We start from the raw sequence: 20,613 nt of genomic DNA, 5'->3' as shown, positions 1-20,613 counted from the left end.
CCTGGAAAAAAGGGAGGTTGCGCGGGCATTAGATAACGCCTTCTTCAACGGTGTGCGGGGTGGGCAGGCGTTCGAGGGTCTGCGCCACCTCCAGCAGGCTGGCGGCACCGAACAGCTGGCCCATGGGCAGTTCCACGCCGAGGCGGCTACGCAGCATTTCGAGAAAGCGCGTGGCCAGCAGGCTGTCGCCGCCCAGGCGGAAAAAGTTGTCGTGGCGCGATACGCTCGGCACCTTGAGCAAGTGTTGCCAGAGCTCGGCGATCACCTGCTCGCCGGCGCTCAGTGGTTGTTCATCCACCGCAGCACGTGGCTGGGCAGCGGCGGTCAAGGGGGCGAGCAGTGCGCGGCGATCGACCTTGCCGTTGCTGCTCAATGGCAGGCGTTCGAACACCAGGATCTGTTCCGGGCGCATGTACGCCGGCAGGCACTGCTCCAGGTGTTGCGCCAGGACGTCAGCGCAGGTGCTGGCAGTGACGGCGGCCATCAACCGGTTGTCGGCGACCAGCGCCACGGCGCTGTTCACGCAGGGGTGACGGGCCAGGGCGGCTTCGATTTCGCCCAGCTCGATGCGATGGCCACGGACCTTCACCTGGCTGTCGGCGCGCCCGAGAAACTCCAGCAGGCCATCGGGGTGGTAGCGGCCGAGGTCACCGGTGCGGTACCAGCCGTCGACAAAGCGCTCGGCATTCAACTGCGGCGCGTGGCGATAGCCACGAGCGACGCCTTCGCCGCCGATCCACAATTCCCCCGTGACCCAGTCCGGGCAGTCACGACCCTGGGCATCGACCACCCGGTAGGCCTGGTTGGCCAACGGCACGCCGTAAGGGATCGAACGCCAGCCTGGCAGTGGCTGTTGCACCTCGAAGTGGTTCGACCAGATCGCCGCTTCCGTCGCCCCGCCGAGGGCGATAAAGCGGCAACCGGGGGCCTGGTCTTGCAGGCGTTGTGGCAGGTCGAGGCCGATCCAGTCGCCGGACAGCAGCGTAACCTTCAGGTCCAGCGGCTGGCGGTCATGGGCATTGGCTTCCAGCAGCATGTCGAACAGCGCCGGTACGCTGTTCCACAGGGTCACGTGGTGCTGTTGCAGCGCCTTGAGCCAGGCGCGTGCATCGCGGCGCTGGTCTTCGTCGATCAGCACCAGGGCGCCGCCCACCGAGAGCAGGCCGAACAGGTCGTACACCGACAGGTCGAAGTCCAGCGCTGACAGGGCCAGGCCACGGTCGGTGGTTTGGATGCCATAACAGCGGTTGATCTCGGTCACGGTATTCATCGCCGCGCGGTGGGTGATTTCCACGCCCTTGGGCTGGCCGGTGGAGCCGGAGGTGTAGATCACATAAGCCAGTTCACCCGCCGCTAGGGGCCGTGGTGCCGCCAGCGGTTCGGCCTTCAGCGCGGTGGACGGCTTGAGGTGTTTGACGCCGGGCAGTTGCGGGTCGTGTTCGGCGAGCATCAGGGTCACTCCGGCCTGTTCCAGGATGCGCTGGCAGCGTTGCAACGGCTGGTCGACACCCACCGGCAGGTACGCGGCGCCGGCTGCCAGAATGCCCAGCACGCTGGCGACCTGCTGCGGGCCCTTGGCCAGGGACACTGCTACCAGGTCGCCAGGAGCGACGCCTGCGTCCATCAGGCTGCGGGCGATACGCAGCGCACGGTTGGCCAGTTCGCCATACCTCAGCGTGCCGTGTTCACCCCATAGCAGCGCCGTGCGTTGCGGATTATGACGCGCCTGTTCGAAGAAACCCTGGTGCAGCGTCGTGTCGCCCGGCACGCGGTCGACCGGGGCGTTGAGCTGGGCACGCCGTTGCACCTGAGCCTTGGGCAGCAGGTCGGGTGGAACACTGTCCCAGGCGTGCTCGGCCAGCCAGTTGAGGCTATGCAGGTAAGCGTCGAACATCGCTTCGACCAAGCCTTCGGGAAACAGGCCGACCACACGATCCCAGTTCAGGGCGATGCCGCCGTTGGCTTCGACGACCTGGTGGTCGAGCCACACTTGCGGGGTTTGTGTCAGGCCGAACACTTGGTGGGCAAACGGGCCGTCCACCGGCGCCGCCGTGCCATCCGGCACGCCCAGGGCACTGGTGAATACCACGGGCATGCTCACCTGTTGTTCGCCATTGCCTCGGGCCAGCTGGCGCAGCAGGCTCACCGAACCCAGGCAGCGGTGCTCCAGCGCCTCGCCCAGGGATTGCTGGGTACGCCGCGCGCGATCTACCCAACGCTCACCCGCCACCGGCACATAACCAAGCAGGGTCAGCGAAGTGAAGTCGCCCATCACCTGGTCGATCTGTGGGTGCAGGGGGCGGCGATCGAACAGCGTGAGGTTGAGGCTCAGGTCTGGGCGCGCGCTCCAGCGGCCGAGGGTCTCGGCAAAGGCACAGAGCAGCACCGCCGAGGCTGTCAGCCCATGTTGCTGGGCCTTGGCCAGAATCGCCTGCCAGGCGCTGGCTTCGATCTGCCCTTGCAGACGTTCAAAGCGTGGCCGGCCCAGGCTGGCGGGGTCGGTCGCCAGCGGTAATTGCGGATGGGGCGGCAATTCGGGCAGGCGTTCCTGCCAGAAGCGCTGCGCGGCTTGCAGCTCGGCAGGCGCTGCGGCGGACTGTAATTGGTAGTCGCGGAACGACAGTGTCAGCGGTGCCAGCGCCAAGTTGGGCTCGCGGTACAGGGCATCGAGTTCGGCGTAGAAACGCAGGATGCTCAGGGCATCGAGGATCAGGTTGTCCAGGCTGACCGCCAGGCGTGTATGCCGGCCGTGGGTCACGGCCTGTATGTCGAACAGCGGCCACTGATTTGGGGCGAACACGCGATGGGCACAGTGCTCGCGCAGGGCGTCAAGGCTGGCGTGGCCATGGCCGATCACGAAGGCGGGCACCTGTTGCAGGATGTGCGCCTGGCCGGTGTGATCGAACACGGCGCGAAGCATTTCGTGGCGCTCGATCAAGCGCTGCAAGGCGCGTTGCAGGCGCGGCAGGTCGAGGTCTTCGACATCGTATTCACGGTAGAAGTGGCAGCTCACGCCCCCCAGCACCAGACTGGGGTCGCGGCCCAGCCAGTAGGCCTGTTGCACCTCGGTCATGGGGAAGGGCGCGTGGCGTTGCGCCATGTCTGCAACAATGGTGCGTGAGGGTTCGGCCTGGGGCTGTTGATGCAAATCGGCACAAAACTGCGCCAGCACCGGCTTGGCAAACACCTGGGCGATGCGTGCGCCGCCCAGCCCGTGTTCGGCAAGCAGGCGCACCAGGCGGGTGGCGCTCAGGGAGTCGCCACCCAGGGCAAAGAAGTTGTGCTCGCGGCAGACCTCGCCACAGCCGAGCAACTGCTGCCAAGCGCGAGCCACCTGCTGTTCGATGACTCCGCAGGGCACCGTCAGGCTGGCTTGGGGCGCCGGTCTGTGCTGGGCGAGCCAGGCGTGCAGGGCCTTGCGGTCGACCTTGCCATTGCCGGTCAAAGGCAACTGCGCGCAGCCGAGGATGAACGAGGGAATCATATACGCCGGCAGGCGCTCGGCCAGGCCCGGCAGGTCGATTTGTGCGGGCTGCGCGGGGCCCTGCGCCAGGCGTACCACCGCCGCCAATTGCTGACCGGCCAGCAGCGCCACGGCGTGCTCGACGCCTGGACAGGCCAGCAGCGCCTGTTCGACTTCGCCGGCTTCGATGCGGTAGCCGTGCAGCTTGAGCTGGAAGTCGGTACGCCCGAGGAATTCGACATTGCCCTCGGGGTGGTAGCGCGCACTGTCGCCGGTGCGGTACCAGCGCAGGCCCTGGTAGTCGACAAAACGCTCGGCGCTGCGCACGCGGTCGCCGCGATAGCCCTCGGCAACCCCGACGCCGCCGATCCACAGCTCACCATCCACCCAATCCGGGCAGTCATGCCCCTGGTGGTCGACGATGCGCAGGCTGACGTTGTCCAGCGGTTTGCCGTAGGGCAGACAGTGCCAGGGCAACGGCTGGCCAGGGAGGGCTTCGAACAGCGTCGAGTGGATCGCCGCCTCAGTGGCGCCGCCCAGGGCCATGAAGCGACAGCCCGGTGCCTGGGCCCACAACCTTGGCGCCAGGTCCGGGGCGACTTTGTCACCGCCCAGCAACACCGCGCGCAGGGGCAGACGGGCGTCGACCGGTGCGCAACCGAGCAACATGTCGAGCAGCGCCGGCACGCAGTTGAGCACGCTGGCGCGGTGCTGCAAGGCCAGCTCACGCCAGCGCTGGGCATCCCGCTGCGCCTCGGGCTCGATGCCGATCACCGCTGCGCCGGTGGACAGCGCGGCAAACAGGTCGAACACAGACAGGTCGAACTCCAGCGCAGAGAGCGCGAGGATGCGGTCATCGGGGGTCAACTGGAGGCGCCGTTGCAGGTCTTCCACGGTGTTGGCAGCGGCCAGGTGGCTGATTTCCACGCCCTTGGGTTCGCCGGTGGAGCCGGATGTATAGAGGATATAGGCCAGGTCGCTGATCGCGCCCGGCCGGGGGGCGTCAAGGGGGGGGCCAGCGGGTGGCAGGGCCTTGAGCAGTAACCGCGCGCCCGACCCGTCACAGATTTTCTGGCAGCGTGCTTCAGGCTGGTCGATGCCGATCGGCAGGTAGGTGGCGCTGCAGGCGAGGATGCCCAGCACCGCGATCACCTGTTCGGGGCCCTTGGGCAGTTGCAGCGCCACCACATCGCCGCGCTGAATGCCTTGATCTTCCAAGTACGCCGCCAGTTGCAGGGCACGCTCGGCCAGCTCGCCATAGCCGATGACCTGATGGTTGCCATGCAGCAGCGCGGGCAAGGTGGGTGTCAGGCGCGCCTGGGCAAAGAACGCTTCATGCAGGCGCTTGACGGGCAGGGGGACACGCTGGCCCTGCACGGCTTGGCGCACCGCCAGTTGCTCGGCAGGGATCAGAGCCGGCGGCGCCTGGTGCCAGGCGGAGGGGTCAAAACACAGGCGTCGCAACAGGCCGGTGTAGGCCTCGAACAAGCCATCCAGCACACCGTCGGCGAACAGCCCTTCACGTGCATCGAGGTTGACCAGGATGCCGCCGTCCAGATCGGTGACTTGCGCATCAAGCCACACCTGCGGACCTTGGGAAATGATCCACGCCGGCTGGCCGAAACTGGCCTGCACGCCCTCGGCGAACAGCTCCCCCAGGCCCAGCGCGCTGGTGTACACCACCGGCGCCAGCACTTGCTCACCGCGTTGCCGGGACAGTTCGCGCAACACCTCCAGGCCGGAAAACGCACTGTGCGCTACATCGCTGTGGAAGCGGCGTTGCAGGGCCGTGGCGCGTGCGGTAAACGTGCCGGTGACCCGGCCGTCCCAGGCCAGCAGGATCGACGAGGTGAAATCCCCGACCAGGCGATCGACGTCGGCATGCAGCGGTGTGCGGTTGAACAGCGGTAGGTTGAGCAACAACTCGGGTGTGTCGCACCAGGCGCCGAGGGCTTCACTGAACACCGCCGCCAGCGCCATGGCCGGTGTGAGCCCGTGCTCCCGTGCCTGGCGTTCGAATGCCTTGCGCTCGGACGGCGGCAGCCAATGGTGACGACGGCGGACCTGGCGGTCATCGCCCTGGGGCTTGATCGGCAGGCTCGGAGCACCGGGTAATTGGTCGAGGCGCCGTAACCAGTAGTCGCGCGCCCGTTGGTGGCGATCACGCTGCTCGGCGCTGGCCTGTTCCTGGCGCAGGTCGGCCAGGTAGCGGACAAAGCTGTAGTCCAGCGCGGGCAGGGGTTGTTGGCGGTACAACTGCGCCAGGTCGCCGAGCAGGGTGCGCAGGCTCAGGGCATCGGCGGCGAGCATGTCGAGGTTAAGGTGCAGGCGGGTGCCGTCGGGCAACAGCGACAGCTGGATATCCAGCACTTGGCCTTGTTCCACGGCCAACTGACGGTGGGACAACTCGGCGCGCAAGGCCGCCAACCGTTGCTGCACCTGTTCGGCGCTGGCCTGGCGCAGGTCATGCACCGTCAGCCCCGGCCACGGGCTGTGCGCGAGGATCTGCTGGCGGCCGTCATCGAGAAACTGCGCACGCAACATCGGGTGCCGCGCGAGCAGGGCACGCACGGCCGCTTCCAACCGTATCGGGTCAACGTCGTGGCCATCGAACTCGTTATAGAAGTGCGCGGCCACGCCACCCAACTGTTGGCCGGGGGCGCGACCGATCCAGTAGGCGTGCTGCATCGGCGCCAGTTCGAACGGCAAGCCGTCATCGGTAAAGGTGCTGACGGGCGCCGGGGCTGCGGGCGCCGTATCAAGCAGGGCCAGCCAGGCACACAGGCGCGGGTCCGCCACCAGGTCGGCGAAACGCGCGGCCAGGCCCTGGCGTCGCCATTGGCCGGCGAGGCGGATCAGGGTGACGGAATCCAGCCCCCATTCGATCAGGTTGGCCTCCAGGGGTACCTGGTCGGCGGGCAGTCCAAGGGCGTCGGACAGGGATTGGCGCAGCAGTGTTGTGGTTGAGGTGCTGGGAGTGGCCATGGCTCAACGTATTCTCATCGCTAGGGCCCGGGCCGGGGGTGGCCAGGCGCTGGGGCAGGCAAATGCATGGGGAAAGATGCTAGTCATTCTCATTTTGGCGACTACCCGGATCGAATCGTTTTTGCCCCGTATCCGTTTGCCCAGTGCGGATTGCACGGGCGCAGCCGCGGGGGATAACGCCGATACGCCGCGCGATGCGGTTGGAAAATGACTTGAATCGGGTAGAGACCGGCCCACGGCCTTGACTACCGTCGCTCGCCGCCCTCTTGCAGGGCCTCTTCATGGAGTTGCGGATGTCAGTCGATTCGGGTTTACAAGTGCGCGGTCTGCGCAAGCGCTACAACAATGGCGTCGAAGCGCTGCGCGGCGTGGACCTGAGTGTCGGCCCCGGCATGTATGGCTTGCTCGGCCCCAATGGCGCCGGCAAAAGCAGCCTGATGCGCACCCTGGCGACCCTGCAGCAGCCGGACGCCGGCAGCATTCACCTGGATGGCGTGGATGTGCTGAGAGACCCCGATCATCTGCGCCGCCGCCTGGGTTACCTGCCGCAGCAACTGGGCGCGTACCCGGGCGTGAGTGCCCGGGATTTGCTCGACCGTTTCGCCTGGCTCAAGGGCCGCACCGACAGCCGCCAGCGCCGCGCAGAAATCGAGGCGCTGCTGGACAAGGTCAACCTGCAGCAGGCCGCCCACCGTGCGCTGGCGACCTATTCGGGCGGCATGTTGCGCCGGTTCGGTATTGCCATGGCGCTGGTGGGCTCGCCGCGCTTGCTGATCGTCGACGAACCCACGGCGGGCCTCGACCCGGCCGAACGCAACCGTTTTCATCGGGTGCTGGCGGATGTCGCCGCCGAGTCCATTGTGCTGCTCTCGACCCATATCGTCGAAGACGTCGAGAACCTGTGCAGCCGCCTGGCGGTGTTGGCCGGTGGGCAGATTATTGTCGAAGGCCGCCCGGCCGACTTGCTCAGTGCCGAGCAGGGCCGCTTGTGGGAAGCGCCGTTCGGCCGTGGCGAGACGTTGCCCGCAGCCTTGCATGTGGCGGCCAGTCCAGAAGGCAACCGCGTGATCGTGCACGGCGAGCGCCCGGCAGACCAGCGCTTCGTGCCCCATGCGCCACGCCTGGAAGATATTTATTACCTGGCGCTGGCCCAGGCTGGCGAGGTGGTGGACGCATGAATACCTTTGCTTTACTGATGCGTGAAGCCTGGGTGGAAGCCCGCGCCGGGCTGCGCAGCGGCATTCCCTTGCTGGTGTTTCTCGGCCTCACCGGCTACCTGCTGATGTCCCTGGCGAATGCCGACTATGTGCAGAAAATGGGTGCCAGCGACATCGCCCGCAATGCGCCGAGCCTGATTTACCTGATGTCGTGCGGCTGCATGTTCTTCCTGTTTTTTGCCTGGGCCTGGGTGTTTGCGCAGCCGGCCCTGCGCGGCCGCAAGGCGCAGTTGGAAGAGGTGCTGCTGGCCTTGCCGCTGTCGCTACCGGCTCTGCTGTGGGGGCGCTTTATCGGCGCGGCGCTGGTGGCCGGGTTGCTCGCCAGTTCGTTGATTGTCGGGTTCCTGATCAGCCCGGTATTGGGCTGGCTCGGTTGGGTGCCGGCGGCCAGTATCGGTGCGCCGGTGTGGTCGGCGCTGGCATTTGCCTGGGTCGCCTTGCTGTTGCCGGTGAGCACCGGGATCGGCGCGTTGTATTACATGCTGGCGTTGCGCAGCCGTGGCCTGGCTGCGCCATTTGGCCTGGCAACGGTATTGATGCTGCTGTGGATGTTTGCGGTGGTGGTGCTCAAGGGCGGGCATATCAACCCACTGTTGGCGGCCAGCCTGGACCCGTCGCTGTTTACCTTTGCTCAGGCCCAGGTCGAAACCTGGAGCGCCGCGCAAAAGTCCCAGTCGCTGCTGGCGCTGACGCCGGGGTTCTGGCTCAACCGGGCGCTGTGGTGTGTGTTGCCGCTGCTGGTGCTGGCCGTTGTCTTGGCGCGCACAACTCGCCAGGGCTTGATGGGCCGGCGCAGCGGCGCGGTGCTGGCGGAACCACCGATGCTGCGCAGCCGCGACGTGCAATTACCGGGCCCGTTGGCGGCCAGTCGTTGGGCGTACGCCTTGTGGCATGAAGCGCGCTGGCAGGTACGCCAGTTGTTTGCGCGGCGTATCTGGTGGGTGGCGCTCGGCTTGCTGCTGGTGATGGGCGTGCTCAGCGGTTTTGTCCACGGCGTGTGGCATGCGCTAGGGCCGATGGTGCCACGGGCGGATCTGACACTGCCGCTGTTGTCGAGCGCGTTGTTCCTGGTGATCGCGTTTATCGTCGCGGCGTTGGTGGGGTTGGTGTGCCGGCGCGATGACGTCGAAGGCCTGGGCGCCATGTTGCAGGCGACCCCCGCGCCGACCTGGCTGCGGTTGTTCGGCCGCACAACCTGTGTGCTGTTGGCGACCCTGACCCTGGCGCTGGTGCCGGGCATTGCCAGCCTGCTGATCAGCGCCATCGCTGCGCCCGACAGCCTGGCGCCGGGCTTTGTGCTGGTCTACCAGGCGCTGGTATTCGCGCCGCCGTTGCTGGAGTTGGCGACGCTGACGGTACTGGTGCACGCGCTGATACGTCGCTCGGGGCTGGCGTACGCCACGTCGATGCTGCTGACGTTTTTCCTGGTGCTCAACCACGAACTGGGGCTGGTCAGCTACCCCGCCTATGCGATGGCGATACCGGCCCATGTGGGGTTGTCCCAGCTCACCGGCTGGGCGCCCTGGTTGCCGTATCTCGGCACCCTGGCGGGCTGGAAACTGGCGGGTTGCATGGTGATGATCGGCGTGGCGGCACTGGTGTTGCCACAGGGGCCGGAGCGACGCCGTTTTGCTGACCTGCGCCAGCCTTTGCCGGTTGCCATGTTGGCCCTGGGCGTCTTTGGTTTGCTGGGCAGTGGCGTGGCTTTGCATCGTCACCTGGTGGAGCAGGGCGATTACCAATCGGTGGCCGAGGAACGTGCCGAGCGCGCCGCCTGGGAACAGCGCTGGCTGGCCGGCGCGGGCGCCTTGCAGGTGGCGGGCGGGCGCGTGCAGTTGCGCGTTGATTCAACCGCGCGTCAGGTCGAGGGCCAGTGGACGCTGGACGCCGTGGTCGCCAGCCAACTGGATGCCGAGTTGCCGCCAGGCTTGCAGGTAACGGCAGTCAACGTGATGGGGCAACCGATCACGTTCGAACAGGCCACCGAGCACCTGCGCGTGCCCCTGGACCAGTGTGCGGCGAACGGTTGCAGTGTGGAACTGAACTGGAGCGTCAGCGCCAACGGCTGGCCGTCGGAAGGCGAAGCGTTCTGGCTGGGGCCGCACGGTGTGTGGCTGGAAGCGCGCCGCGTGATGCCGCGCCTCGGGCTCGACAGCGAGCGGCTGTTGCGTGCACCGGTGCAGCGCAGCGAAGCCGGTCTGGCGCCCGAAGTACCCACCTTGGCGGCGGGTTCCGCAGTCGCCGTGGAGGCCATCGCGCCGGCGGGTGATTGGCAATGGCACGTCGAGATCGATGGGCAGGCCTTTAGCGGTAACAGCTCGGCGCCCTTGGATTTTGCCTACGGCTTGCAGGCACAGGCGGATGCCAGTCGCCCGCAAACTGCCGTTGAAGTGCGCGAAGACCTGGACCTGATGAGCGCTTGTGTGGCGCGACGACTGGGCAGTCGCCCGGTGGTGGATGACGTGAGCCAGTGGCCGACCGGCATGGGCGCCAGTCGCTTGAGCCATGGTCACCTGTTGCTCGGCCAGTCGCCGGATTGGGACGTGGCCGCGGTCGGTGTCGGGCGCTCGGCACGCCGTGCGCATATCGCCGAACTGCTTGCCCGGCGGGTGTTGATTGACGGCAGCGACCTGCGCCAGGCTCCGGGTTACCTGTGGTTGAGCCAGGGCGTGGCGGGGGCGATCGGTTTGCTGTGTGTCGGGGATGTGGACGGCCCTGAGGTTCGCGCGGCACTGGTGAAACTCATGGCCGATGACCTGACCCGCGCGCTGGGCAATGACGGCGAACCCGTCGGCACCTTGGCCGATGCCCGCGAACACGGCTGGGCCACCACCTATGCAGCGCTGGCGAGCCTGGCGTGGACCAACGAACAAAGCCCCGAACAACTGACGGCAATGACCGCCGTCATCCGAAACGGTCAGGGATGGCCGGCCGCGATCCAGCCTCTGCTGGGTGCGCCTGATCTGCAAGCGATCTCCGCCGCGCTCACGCGCTGGGGGCCTGCGCCATGAATTCGAACCATCCCTGCCTTTTGGAGTTTCCCATGTCATCTGCACTGTTTATCCAGCCGCTGCGCCGTCCCCTCGGCTGGCGGGCCAACGTCTTGACCCAGGCCATGGCGCTGGGTTTGTCCAGCCAGATGTGCACGGCCTTTGCCGCTGATTATCAGCCGGAGGCCCCCGCGGAGGCCATCGAACTGGCACCGTTGACGGTCAGCGCGCGGTTGAGCCAGGAGAGTGCCAAGGACATTCCCTTTGGTCTATCGGTGATCGATGGGAAAACCCTGGAGACCCGGCGCCTGCGCACCCTAGAAGACGCGCTGCGCACCACACCGGGGGTGGATGTGAACTCCTGGGGCGGCGCCAATGACGCCAATGTGCGTATCCGTGGCGTCGGGTCGCTGAACCAGATGAGCATGGATGACGGCTCGGTGGTGTTGAACGTGGACGGGGTGCCGATGTCGGTGCGCAATGCGGCGCTGGCCACTCTCGACGTGCAGCAGGTGGAGGTGCTCAAAGGCCCGCAGGGGACGTTGATGGGGCGCAACAGCGAGGCGGGGGCGATCAATGTCACCACCCGCAAGCCGACCCGCGAGCTGGAGGGTTATGTGCGTGGCGAAGTGGGCAACCAGGGCCAGTTCATGACCGAAGGCGCCGTGGGCGGGCCGTTGACCGAGTCGCTGGCGGGGCGTATCGCGGTGCGTCGCAGCGGCTTTGATAACTGGGTCGATGACCAACAGGACGGCGACCCGCTGACCAAACCCCGGAACCTGGCCCTGCGCGGCAGCCTGCTGTGGGACAACGATCAGGGCACCACCGGCCTTTTGACCGCCGAGCGCCAGCGCGCCGAGCACTATGCAGGCATGGAACTGCTGCGCCCATTTGGCAATCGCCCGAGCCTGGACTACACGCCAGGCACATTCGACGGCAACCAGAAGACCAACGAGCGTTACTCCTTCGAACTCAACCACGACCTGGCGCAATCGCGCATCACCTCGATCAGCGCCTACACCAGCACCGATTTCAATGCGGTCAAAGGCTACGATCGCAACATCACCCGAGCGTTGTACGGTGCTCCGTTCGAATATCTGATCGAAGACTCGGCCCATGAGCGGGTGTGGAGCCACGACCTGCGCCTGGGGTCGCTGGCGGATGCCGATGTGTTTTGGGTGACGGGGGTCAACCTGTCGCGTTCCGAGCGCAGTTTCGATTCCAACGACTTCACCAACGGCGCACAGCAGCTGCGCGACTTCAGTACCAACAGTTACGCCGCCTATGGCGAGGTGACGTACCCGATGGCCGAAGACTGGAAACTCACCACCGGCCTGCGCCACACTTGGGACCGCAAGACCTATGGTGCCGATTATTCCAGTGGTGGCGCGTTGGTCAGCGACAGTCGGCGCTTGCAGGACAACTACAGCACCGGGCGCGTGGCGCTGAGCTATGCGCTGACGCCGCAGACCAATGTGTATGCGGTGCTGTCGCGGGGCTATAAGTCGGCGGGGTTCAACGATTACGCCACGTCGATCAAAGACAGCGAACCCTACAAAGCCGCCAAGGTGAATTCCGCCGAGCTGGGCTTCAAGCATGAAAGTGCCGGGGGCGAGCTGAGCCTGGAAGGGGCGTTGTTTATCACTCGCGTGCAGGACGACCATCTGCTTGGCTACGACTTCAACACCCTGGCGGTCAGCGCAGTAAATGCCGACACCCGCAGCAAGGGCGCCGAGCTGTCGAGTACCTGGCATGTCACCGATGAACTGACCTTGGGCAGTGCTGTGAGCTACACCAATGCGGTGGTGACGTCGGATGCGCCAGGTGTGTCCGGCGGTGATGTGGCGGCGGGCAGTCGTGTGCCGGATGTGCCGTTGTGGAGCGGCAATTTCAGCGTTGCCTGGCAGAAGAACCTGGGGGCCTTGCTCGGGTTGCCGGCGCCACGCTTGAACACCTTGCTCAATTACCGCGTACAGAAAAACCGCCCGGCCGACCCGCAGAACCACTACGACCTCAAGGGCTACGCCAAGCTGGACCTGCACTTGGGCCTGGAGAGTGGCGGTTCGGAGGTCTACTTGTGGGGCGACAACCTGCTGGATGCGCGCTACGACCTGTACGGCTCGTACTCCACCGACCAAGTGCTGACCGGCATGCCGGGGCGCGGGCGTTCGGCGGGTGTGGGGTATAGCTACCAGTTCTGAGCCTCACCCCACTGTAGGAGCGAGGGTCAGAACTGGTAGGTGTAGCCCACGCCCAAGGTACGGCGGCGTGCCGGTGCACCGTAGGCCACCGGGTCACTGTAGAAACCGTAGGTGTCGTAGGTCTGGTTCAGCAGGTTGTCGGCGAAGGCATAGACTTCGCCGAACTTGCTTTCCAGGCCCGCGCGCAGGTCGAGTTTTTCGTAGTTGTCCAGGTCGAAGTGGTTTTGCGGGTCGGCCGCGCGCTCGCCCACCAAGTGGTAGTTGAGGCTGGTGTTGAGGGTGGTTTCGCCGAGGCTGGCGACCGTACCCAGTGGGTGTTTCCAGCTGGCGTTGAAGTTGCCGCTCCAGCGCGGGACATCCGGGGTGCGGTTGCCGGCGGCGACGTCACCGGCCTGGATGCCTTGCACGCCGCTGGTGATCTTGGCATCGAGGTAGGTGGCGCTGGCGGCCAGGGTCAGGCCGTAGTCGAAGCGCCAACTGCCTTCCAGTTCGGCGCCACGGGTGCGGGTGTCGGCATTGAAGGCATTGGTGGCGAAGGTTGCCGCATCGTAGCCGAGCAGGTGGTCGTCGTGCACGCGGGTGAAGAACAGCGCACCGTTGAGGGTGCCGCGGCGGTCTTCGGTTTCACTCTTGAGCCCCAGTTCCGCGGCTTTGCTGACGGCGGCCTTGTAGGGTTCGCTGTCGGTGACCTGCGATGCATAGTCATTGAACCCACCGGATTTATAGCCTCGCGCCAGTTGCACGTAGACGTTGGTTTGCGGGGTGAGGGCGTAGCTCAGCGCCACGCGGCCGGTGCCGTAGTCGTCGGTCAGCTTGCGCGAGTCTTCCACCGCACTGTTGCCGGAGAAGTACTGGCCGTCGTAGGTCTTGCGGTCCCAGGAATGGCGGTAGCCGGTGGTGAGTTTCAGGCTCTCGGTGAGGGGGAACGTGACTTCGCCGTAGCCGGCGTAGGTGGTGGTGGTGAAGTCGCGGTACTTGGCGTCGGAGGTGCCGTAGGTGTTGCGTGGTGTGTCGTAGCTGCGCTCGTTGCGGCTGGCGGCGAGGCCCGCCACCCAGAACACCTCGGAGTCGGGCAGCGAACTCAGGTGCAGGTCCTGACTCCAGCTGCGCTCGAAGGATTTGTCCACCACCCAGAACTCGCTGGGGGTGCCGTACAGGGCACCCATTAGTTTGCTGTCGTAGGCAATCAGACCTTCGAAGTCGGCGGTGGAGGTGGCGGTGGTGGATGTCAGGCGGCTGTTGGCAACGTCGTGATCGACCTTGAGCGTATAGCGCTCTGTGGTCTTGTAGTTGTCGTCGAACAGACCGGGGGTCAGATCCAGGCTCGGATCGCTGCCGTAGGGGCGCAACACCAGGGAGTTGGTGGCGCGCTCGGCTTTCTGGCGTTCGGCGCTGACCAGCACATGGGTGTCATCGTTGAGGTCCCAGAGCAGGCTGCCTCGGTAGGCTTCGTTACGCGGCTTGGTGATGGGGTGGTTGGTCTGGTCGTTGTCGATCCAGCTGTCATAGCCGGCACGACGCACGGCCAGGCGACCGCTGAGGCTGTCGCTGATCGGCCCGCCGATGGCGCCTTCGGCGAGGAACTGGCCTTCCTGGCCGACTTCGCCGCGCACATAACCCGAGAGTTCGCGGGTGGGTTGGCGTGTGGTGATATTCACCGTGCCCGCCTGGCCAATCGCGCCGGACAGCGTGCCCTGAGGCCCCTTGAGCACTTCGATGCGATCGACGTCGAGGGTGCCGAAACCGAGGCTGCGCGACGACACCGGCACGCCGTCGATATTGAACGCCACCGAGCTGTCATCCATCGACATCTGGTACAGCGAACCGACGCCGCGGATCAGCACGTTGAAGTCATTCGGCCCCCCGGAGGAGTTGACGCTCACCCCGGAAGTGTTGCGCAGGGCGCTTTCCAATGTGTCGAGGCGCTGGGTTCGCAGTTGCTCGCCGCTGATCATGCTGAGGCTGATGGGCACCTCCTTCGGGTCTTCCTGCTCCATGCGCGCGGTCACAGTCGAGGCCGGCAGTTGCAGGGGCTCGCTGGAGGTGGCGGCGAGCGCCGAATTGGCCAGTGCCAAACTCATAGCTATTGTTATAGTATTACGCTTGTAGCAAAATTGGCGGGTAGCCGTCGTGTTGCATCGTGCAGACATGATAGGACCTTGACTGAGGATTTTGGTCGGCGCTCGTTGCGGGGTGGCAGCGGCGATTTGGCGGAGCCTTTGCAGTACGACAAATGCTAATAATTATCATTTGCGAACTTCCACCCCAATGTGATCTGATTCAAGCCGTATCCGGTCAGCCAGGAGATTTACGATGTCAGCCGTTCAAGGAGGCGCAGGGGAGCCGATGCCGGTCTCGCGAATCATTACGGGAGGATATGGAAGCGACCTGGGGCCAGGGGCTCACTGTCGCGTCACCCGCGTGGCACTGCAGGACGGGCTGGACATCGTGCGTTGGCAAAGCACGTTCGAACAGCCGATCGAGTTACCCTTGCAAGACGACAGCGAGTGCATCCACTTCAGTTTCACCAACCTGCTCAAGGGCAAGGCAGCCTGCAGCTTTCAAGACGGTCGTCGGCAACGGCGCTATGCGATTGACGAGGGCGCCGGCAGCATCAGCTTTGGTCGTTGCCTCCATGGTCTCTATCACCAGCACGGCGAGATCGATAACATCACCGTGATGATTCGTCCTGAAGTGCTTGAGCAGTGGGAGTTGAAACTCGACCCACTGCTGAACAAAGCGCTGGCCTGTGACCATTGCTTTCTCGATGGTCACCGCAGTGGCGAAATGAGTGCGACTGCGCACATGCTCGGCACCGCCATGGACCAAGGCGCCGGCCAGTCGCCGGCCCAGCCGCGCAGCAGCCTATGGCTGTACGGGCAAAGCGTCACGCTGGTGAGTCTGTTCCTGGAAGCACGCCAGGACGCCGAATGCACATGCCGCGTTAGTAACACCGACCGCCAACGGCTGGTGCGTGCCCGTGATCGTCTGCTCGAGGACTTGGGCAAGGCACCGAGCCTGTCGGAGCTGGCGCGTGAGTCCGGGTTGAGCCAACCCAAGCTGACACGCGGGTTTCGCCAACTGTTCTTCAACAGTGTCTACGGCGTATTCCAGCAAGCACGGATGATCCAGGCGCGCAGCCGCTTGATGAGCGGCGATGAATCCGTGATGCGCATTGCCTCGGACCTGGGCTACGCCAATGCTAGTCATTTCGCCACGGCGTTTCGTAAGCAGTTCGGAATCAACCCGTCGACTCTCAAGAACGGCGGGAGAAGCAAATCATTTGGTATTAGTACTTCATAAACGAAGTTGTGCCTAAGAGTTCTGATTCCGTTTGATGCATAGGCGGATGCGCCATAGATCTGAAGTCAAGCATTCGTGGCTGGAGAGCGGTGAAGATTGTGACTGGAATGGATGAGTCTCCACGATCGGTGAAAAGGCAGAAATGATCAGATGAAAAGCCTGCCCGACAACGCCTAAAGACTCTCAGGGTCGCCAAAAAACATCTGAATCCGCGACCGCAACCAACGCTCCCCCGGATCGTTATCCTGCGATCCCCGCCAAGCCATGTGCAGCTCAAACGTGCGCACCGGCAACGGCGGGTCCTCTGCCCGCAAGCCGCCAGCAGCGGTCAGGGCTTCAGCAGCGTAATCGGGCACTGTTGCCAGAATATCGGTACCTGCCAGCAGCGTACCGAGGCCGTTGAATTGCGGCACCGCCAATACGACATGGCGTTTGCGGTCGAGCTTCTCCAGCTCTTCATCGATAAATCCGCTCAGGTCGCCGGCAAAGGACACCAGGGCATGAGGGCGGGCGCAGAAATCATCCAGGCTCAGGGCGCCGGGCATGCTGTCGGCCCGTAGCAGCTTGGGCAGGCTGCGGCGCAGGATCTTGCGCTTGGCGTTGGCCGGCAGGTCGGTGGTGTAGCTGACGCCAATGGAGATTTCCCCGGAAGCCAGCAGGCCTGGCATCAAGATATAGTTGACGCGGCGCACCACCAGCACGATGCCCGGTGACTCGGCTCGCAGGCGTTTGAGCAGCATAGGCAGCAAGGCAAATTCCACATCGTCTGACAGACCTATGCGAAAAACCGCCGTGCTGGTGGCCGGATCAAACTCGGAGGCCCGGCTGACCGCCGTGGAAATGGAGTCCAGTGCCGGTGAGAGCAGGGCGAAAATTTCCACCGCTCGTGCCGATGGCTCCATGCTGCGCCCGGTGCGCACGAACAATGGATCATCGAACAGCCCGCGCAGGCGTGACAGCGCAGCGCTGATGGCCGGCTGGCCGAGGAACAATTTCTCGGCGGCACGGGTCACACTGCGCTCATGCATCAAGGTTTCGAATACGATCAACAGGTTCAGGTCGACACGACGCAGGTCGTTACGGTTCATCTTGTGTCCCAGGCGGCGTCAGTAAACTTGACGAGGGCAGCCACATAAGAACAATGGCCGGCATGAATCTTACGGGGAAAGGCTGGTACTCTGCACAGGATAATTCAGTTTTCCTACGCAGTTTGAGGTGTTTTCCGCAGGTGCGGAATCAATGGCAGACATGTCGACTATTAATGGTGACCGGTGGCCTTGCCCCGAAAGCCCAGATAAAGTCCATGGCATTAGAGGTTACTTTGACGAGGTTTGCGATGTCCCGCACGATCCGCTTTCACAAGTTTGGTCCGGCCGAGGTGCTCAAGTGCGAAGAGCATGTAGCCACGTTGCCTGCACCGGGCGAAGTGCAGGTGCGTGTCGAGGCGATTGGCATCAGTTGGTACGACATACTCTGGCGCCAGAACCTGGCGCCCTCCCACGCTCGCCTGCCATCAGGCCTTGGCCATGAAATGGCCGGGGTGGTTGAGGCCGTAGGCGATGGCGTCGATGACCTGAAGGTGGGTGACAAAGTCGCCAGCTTCCCGGCCGAGAGCCCCAATGATTACCCTGTCTATGGCGAAGTGATCGTCTTGCCCCGTTCGGCCTTGACCCGGTACCCGGATGTCCTGAGCCCGGTGCAAGCCAGCGTGCATTACACACCGCTGTTGATTGCCTACTTTGCCTACATGGACCTGGCACGGGTCAAGCCTGGGCAATTTGCCCTGGTGACTGACGCCAGTCATTGCGCTGGCCCCTCGTTTGTTCAGTTGGGCAAAGCCTTGGGTGTGCGGGTAATCGCCGCGACCAAGACAGCTGAAGAACGTGAAAACCTGCTGTCCCTTGGCGCGGAAAAGGTCATCGTTACTGAAGAACAAGACCTGCTGATGCAGATCAACAAGCTCACCGACAATCGCGGCGTCGACGTGGTATTCGATGGCCTGGGCGGCCCGCAAATGTCGCTGCTTGGCGATGTACTGGCTCCGCGCGGCAGCCTGGTGCTCTATGGCTTGCAAGGTGGCAACCAGACGCCATTCCCGGCCTGTGCCGCGTTCCAGAAGAACATCCAGTTCTTTGTGCACTGCATCGGCAACTTCACCGGCAAGCCGGAACTGGGGATTATCCAGGACCAGGTAGCGTTGCAACGGGCCCTGCGTGATATCAACCAACTCACTGCAGATGGTGTGCTGGTGCCGCTCAAGACCCGAGTGTTCCCGTTCAACGAGTTTGTCGAAGCTCACCGCTACATGGATGAATGCCCATGCCGCGAGCGCGTTGCGTTGCAGGTCGAGGCTGTTTGATCTGTGGGGATGTTCGTAAATGAACACTCCACCTGCGCTTCTGATTGGGCAAATACGCCATTTAGAAGGACTGGGCTTACGTTTGTGCTGAACACGTAAGCTCAGGCTTTACTCCTCCAAATCCCGCTCTTGTCGACGACGCCGCCCTGAATTTCAGTGAGCCAGCGGGTGATTGCCCGTCTCTACCAGAGCGGGCAGCCCTATTTGGCGCACGCCCTCAAGCAGGAACAGATTGGGTAATCCTGAAGATGTGGGGAAACATCGCAATTTGATGTGGGATAGATACCGTCGCGCGGTGGTCGAACTCCCAGTAAACTGCATTTCTTTTCCGAATCCTTCTCTTCAGAGGTTTTTGCATGACTCTCAGTCCTTTTGCGGGCAAACCGGCGCCAGCTCAGTTGCTGGTGGACATCCCGCGACTGGTAACGGCCTATTACACCGGCCAGCCTGATGCAGCGATCTCCACTCAGCGCGTGGCCTTTGGCACTTCCGGGCACCGGGGCAGTTCCTTCGACCTGAGTTTCAACGAATGGCATGTACTCGCCATCAGCCAGGCCATCTGCCTGTACCGCGAAGCCCAGGGCATCAACGGCCCGCTATTTGTCGGTCTGGACACCCATGCGCTGTCCACCCCTGCTGGTGCCAGCGCACTGGAAGTGCTGGCGGCCAATGGCGTCCACGTGATGCTTGCCGAAGGTGATGAGTACACGCCGACTCCGGCGATTTCCCACGCCATCATTTGCTACAACCGCGGCCGCACCACCGGCCTGGCGGACGGTATTGTCATCACCCCGTCCCACAACCCACCCCAAAGTGGCGGCTACAAATACAACCCACCCAACGGCGGTCCGGCCGATACCCACGTCACCAAGTGGATCGAAGCCAAGGCCAATGAACTGCTGGCCAACAAACTCGCCGGGGTCAAGCGCATCACCCACGCCCAAGCGCTGAAGGCTGACACCACCCACCGTCACGACTACCTCAACAGCTATGTCGCGGACCTGATCAACGTCATCGATATGGATGCTATCCGCAGCGCCGACTTGCGCCTGGGTGTCGATCCGCTGGGCGGAGCAGGGGTGCACTACTGGTCAGCGATTGCTGAGCACTACCGTTTGAACCTGGAGGTAGTGAACACTGAGGTCGACGCCACCTTCCGCTTCATGAGTGTCGACTGGGATGGCCAGATTCGCATGGACCCCTCGTCGAGCTACGCCATGCAAGGCTTGATCGGTCTCAAGGATCGTTTCGACGTGGCCTTCGCCTGCGATCCGGATCACGACCGCCACGGCATCGTCACGCCGTCCGGTGGCCTGTTGGCGCCGAACAACTACCTGGCGGTGTCCATCGACTACCTGTTCCAGAACCGTCCCGAGTGGCGCGCCGATGCTGGCGTGGGCAAGACCGTGGTCAGCAGTGGCTTGATTGATCGGGTGGCGGCGCGTATGGGTCGACGCCTGTATGAAGTGCCGGTGGGTTTCAAGTGGTTTGCCGACGGGCTGTTTGACGGTTCCCTGGGCTTTGGCGGCGAAGAAAGTGCCGGCGCCTCGTTCTTGCGCAAGGACGGCAGCGTCTGGAGCACCGACAAGGACGGCCTGATTCCGGCCCTGTTGGCGGCGGAAATGACTTCGCGCAAGGGCCAGGACCCCAGCCAGATCTACCGTGGGCTGACGGATGCACTGGGCAAACCGTTCGCCATTCGTGTTGATGCCAAGGCCACGCCGGCGCAAAAAGCCTTGCTTGGCAAACTGTCACCGGATCAAGTCACGTCCACACAACTGGCCGGGGAAAGCATCCAGCAGATCCTCAGTCATGCGCCCGGTAACAACCAGGCGATTGGCGGGCTGAAAGTCATGACCGAAAACGGCTGGTTCGCCGCGCGGCCATCGGGCACCGAGGATATCTACAAGATCTATGCCGAGAGCTTTATTGGCGAGGATCACCTCAAGCGTCTGGTGCAAGAGGCTCAGGTGTTGGTGGATGGGGCGATTTCGTCCAAGTAACACCGTGGATTAGAGGTGGGGCGGCTTGGGTACATATCCGTTGCTGCGGTAACGGCGGCTTAGGGTTACGCCCTTACGGCGTGTCACTTTGC

General features: G+C 64.1%; 9 protein-coding genes. 6 read left to right on the top strand and 3 right to left on the bottom strand.

Annotated elements, in window-relative coordinates:
* Positions 1-28 precede the first annotated feature (28 nt).
* Complete coding sequence (locus ACZRKZ_RS06495) at positions 29-6,448, bottom strand: amino acid adenylation domain-containing protein (RefSeq protein WP_463981100.1); 6,420 nt, start codon at positions 6,446-6,448, stop codon at positions 29-31.
* Positions 6,449-6,741: 293 nt separating this feature from the next.
* On the opposite strand from ACZRKZ_RS06495, the gene ACZRKZ_RS06490 reads away from it, so the two are divergent.
* The 3 genes from ACZRKZ_RS06490 to ACZRKZ_RS06480 are packed head-to-tail and all read left to right on the top strand — an operon-like array spanning position 6,742 to position 12,856.
* Entirely contained in the window at positions 6,742-7,626 is an 885-nt protein-coding gene (locus ACZRKZ_RS06490; protein WP_463981099.1) for an ABC transporter ATP-binding protein, read from the top strand.
* A complete protein-coding gene (locus ACZRKZ_RS06485) occupies positions 7,623-10,676 on the top strand; it encodes a hypothetical protein (RefSeq protein ID WP_463981098.1) in 3,054 nt (1,017 codons plus the stop codon). The genes ACZRKZ_RS06490 and ACZRKZ_RS06485 overlap by 4 nt, the downstream gene beginning before the upstream one ends.
* Positions 10,677-10,708: 32 nt before the next feature.
* Positions 10,709-12,856 (top strand): TonB-dependent receptor, encoded by a 2,148-nt coding sequence (locus tag ACZRKZ_RS06480; protein ID WP_463981097.1) that lies wholly within the window; start codon positions 10,709-10,711, stop codon positions 12,854-12,856.
* 26 nt (positions 12,857-12,882) lie between these two features.
* Here ACZRKZ_RS06480 and ACZRKZ_RS06475 read toward each other — a convergent pair whose 3' ends face one another.
* The gene (locus ACZRKZ_RS06475; RefSeq protein ID WP_463981096.1) at positions 12,883-14,937 is read right to left on the bottom strand and encodes a TonB-dependent receptor; all 2,055 of its coding nucleotides are present in this window, start codon (positions 14,935-14,937) and stop codon (positions 12,883-12,885) included.
* A gap of 232 nt (positions 14,938-15,169) precedes the next feature.
* On the opposite strand from ACZRKZ_RS06475, the gene ACZRKZ_RS06470 reads away from it, so the two are divergent.
* On the top strand, positions 15,170-16,159 hold the full coding sequence (locus tag ACZRKZ_RS06470) for a helix-turn-helix domain-containing protein (protein ID WP_463981095.1): 990 nt from the start codon (positions 15,170-15,172) through the stop codon (positions 16,157-16,159).
* Between the two features lie 173 nt (positions 16,160-16,332).
* On the opposite strand, the gene ACZRKZ_RS06465 is transcribed toward ACZRKZ_RS06470, so the two are convergent.
* Positions 16,333-17,247, bottom strand: a complete 915-nt coding sequence (locus tag ACZRKZ_RS06465; protein ID WP_149413356.1) for a LysR family transcriptional regulator — start codon at positions 17,245-17,247, stop codon at positions 16,333-16,335.
* A 248-nt stretch (positions 17,248-17,495) separates the two neighbouring features.
* Between ACZRKZ_RS06465 and ACZRKZ_RS06460 the strand changes: the two genes are divergently transcribed.
* Both ACZRKZ_RS06460 and pgm read left to right on the top strand, forming a co-directional pair.
* The gene (locus ACZRKZ_RS06460; protein WP_463968525.1) at positions 17,496-18,518 is read left to right on the top strand and encodes a zinc-dependent alcohol dehydrogenase family protein; all 1,023 of its coding nucleotides are present in this window, start codon (positions 17,496-17,498) and stop codon (positions 18,516-18,518) included.
* Between the two features lie 356 nt (positions 18,519-18,874).
* Positions 18,875-20,521 (top strand): phosphoglucomutase (alpha-D-glucose-1,6-bisphosphate-dependent), encoded by a 1,647-nt coding sequence (gene pgm / locus ACZRKZ_RS06455; protein WP_463981094.1) that lies wholly within the window; start codon positions 18,875-18,877, stop codon positions 20,519-20,521.
* Positions 20,522-20,613 lie beyond the last annotated feature (92 nt).

The organism is Pseudomonas sp. c313, from assembly GCF_055407145.1.
Note: the sequence above shows the minus strand (reverse complement) of the source record. Positions and strands in the feature narration are given on the sequence as shown.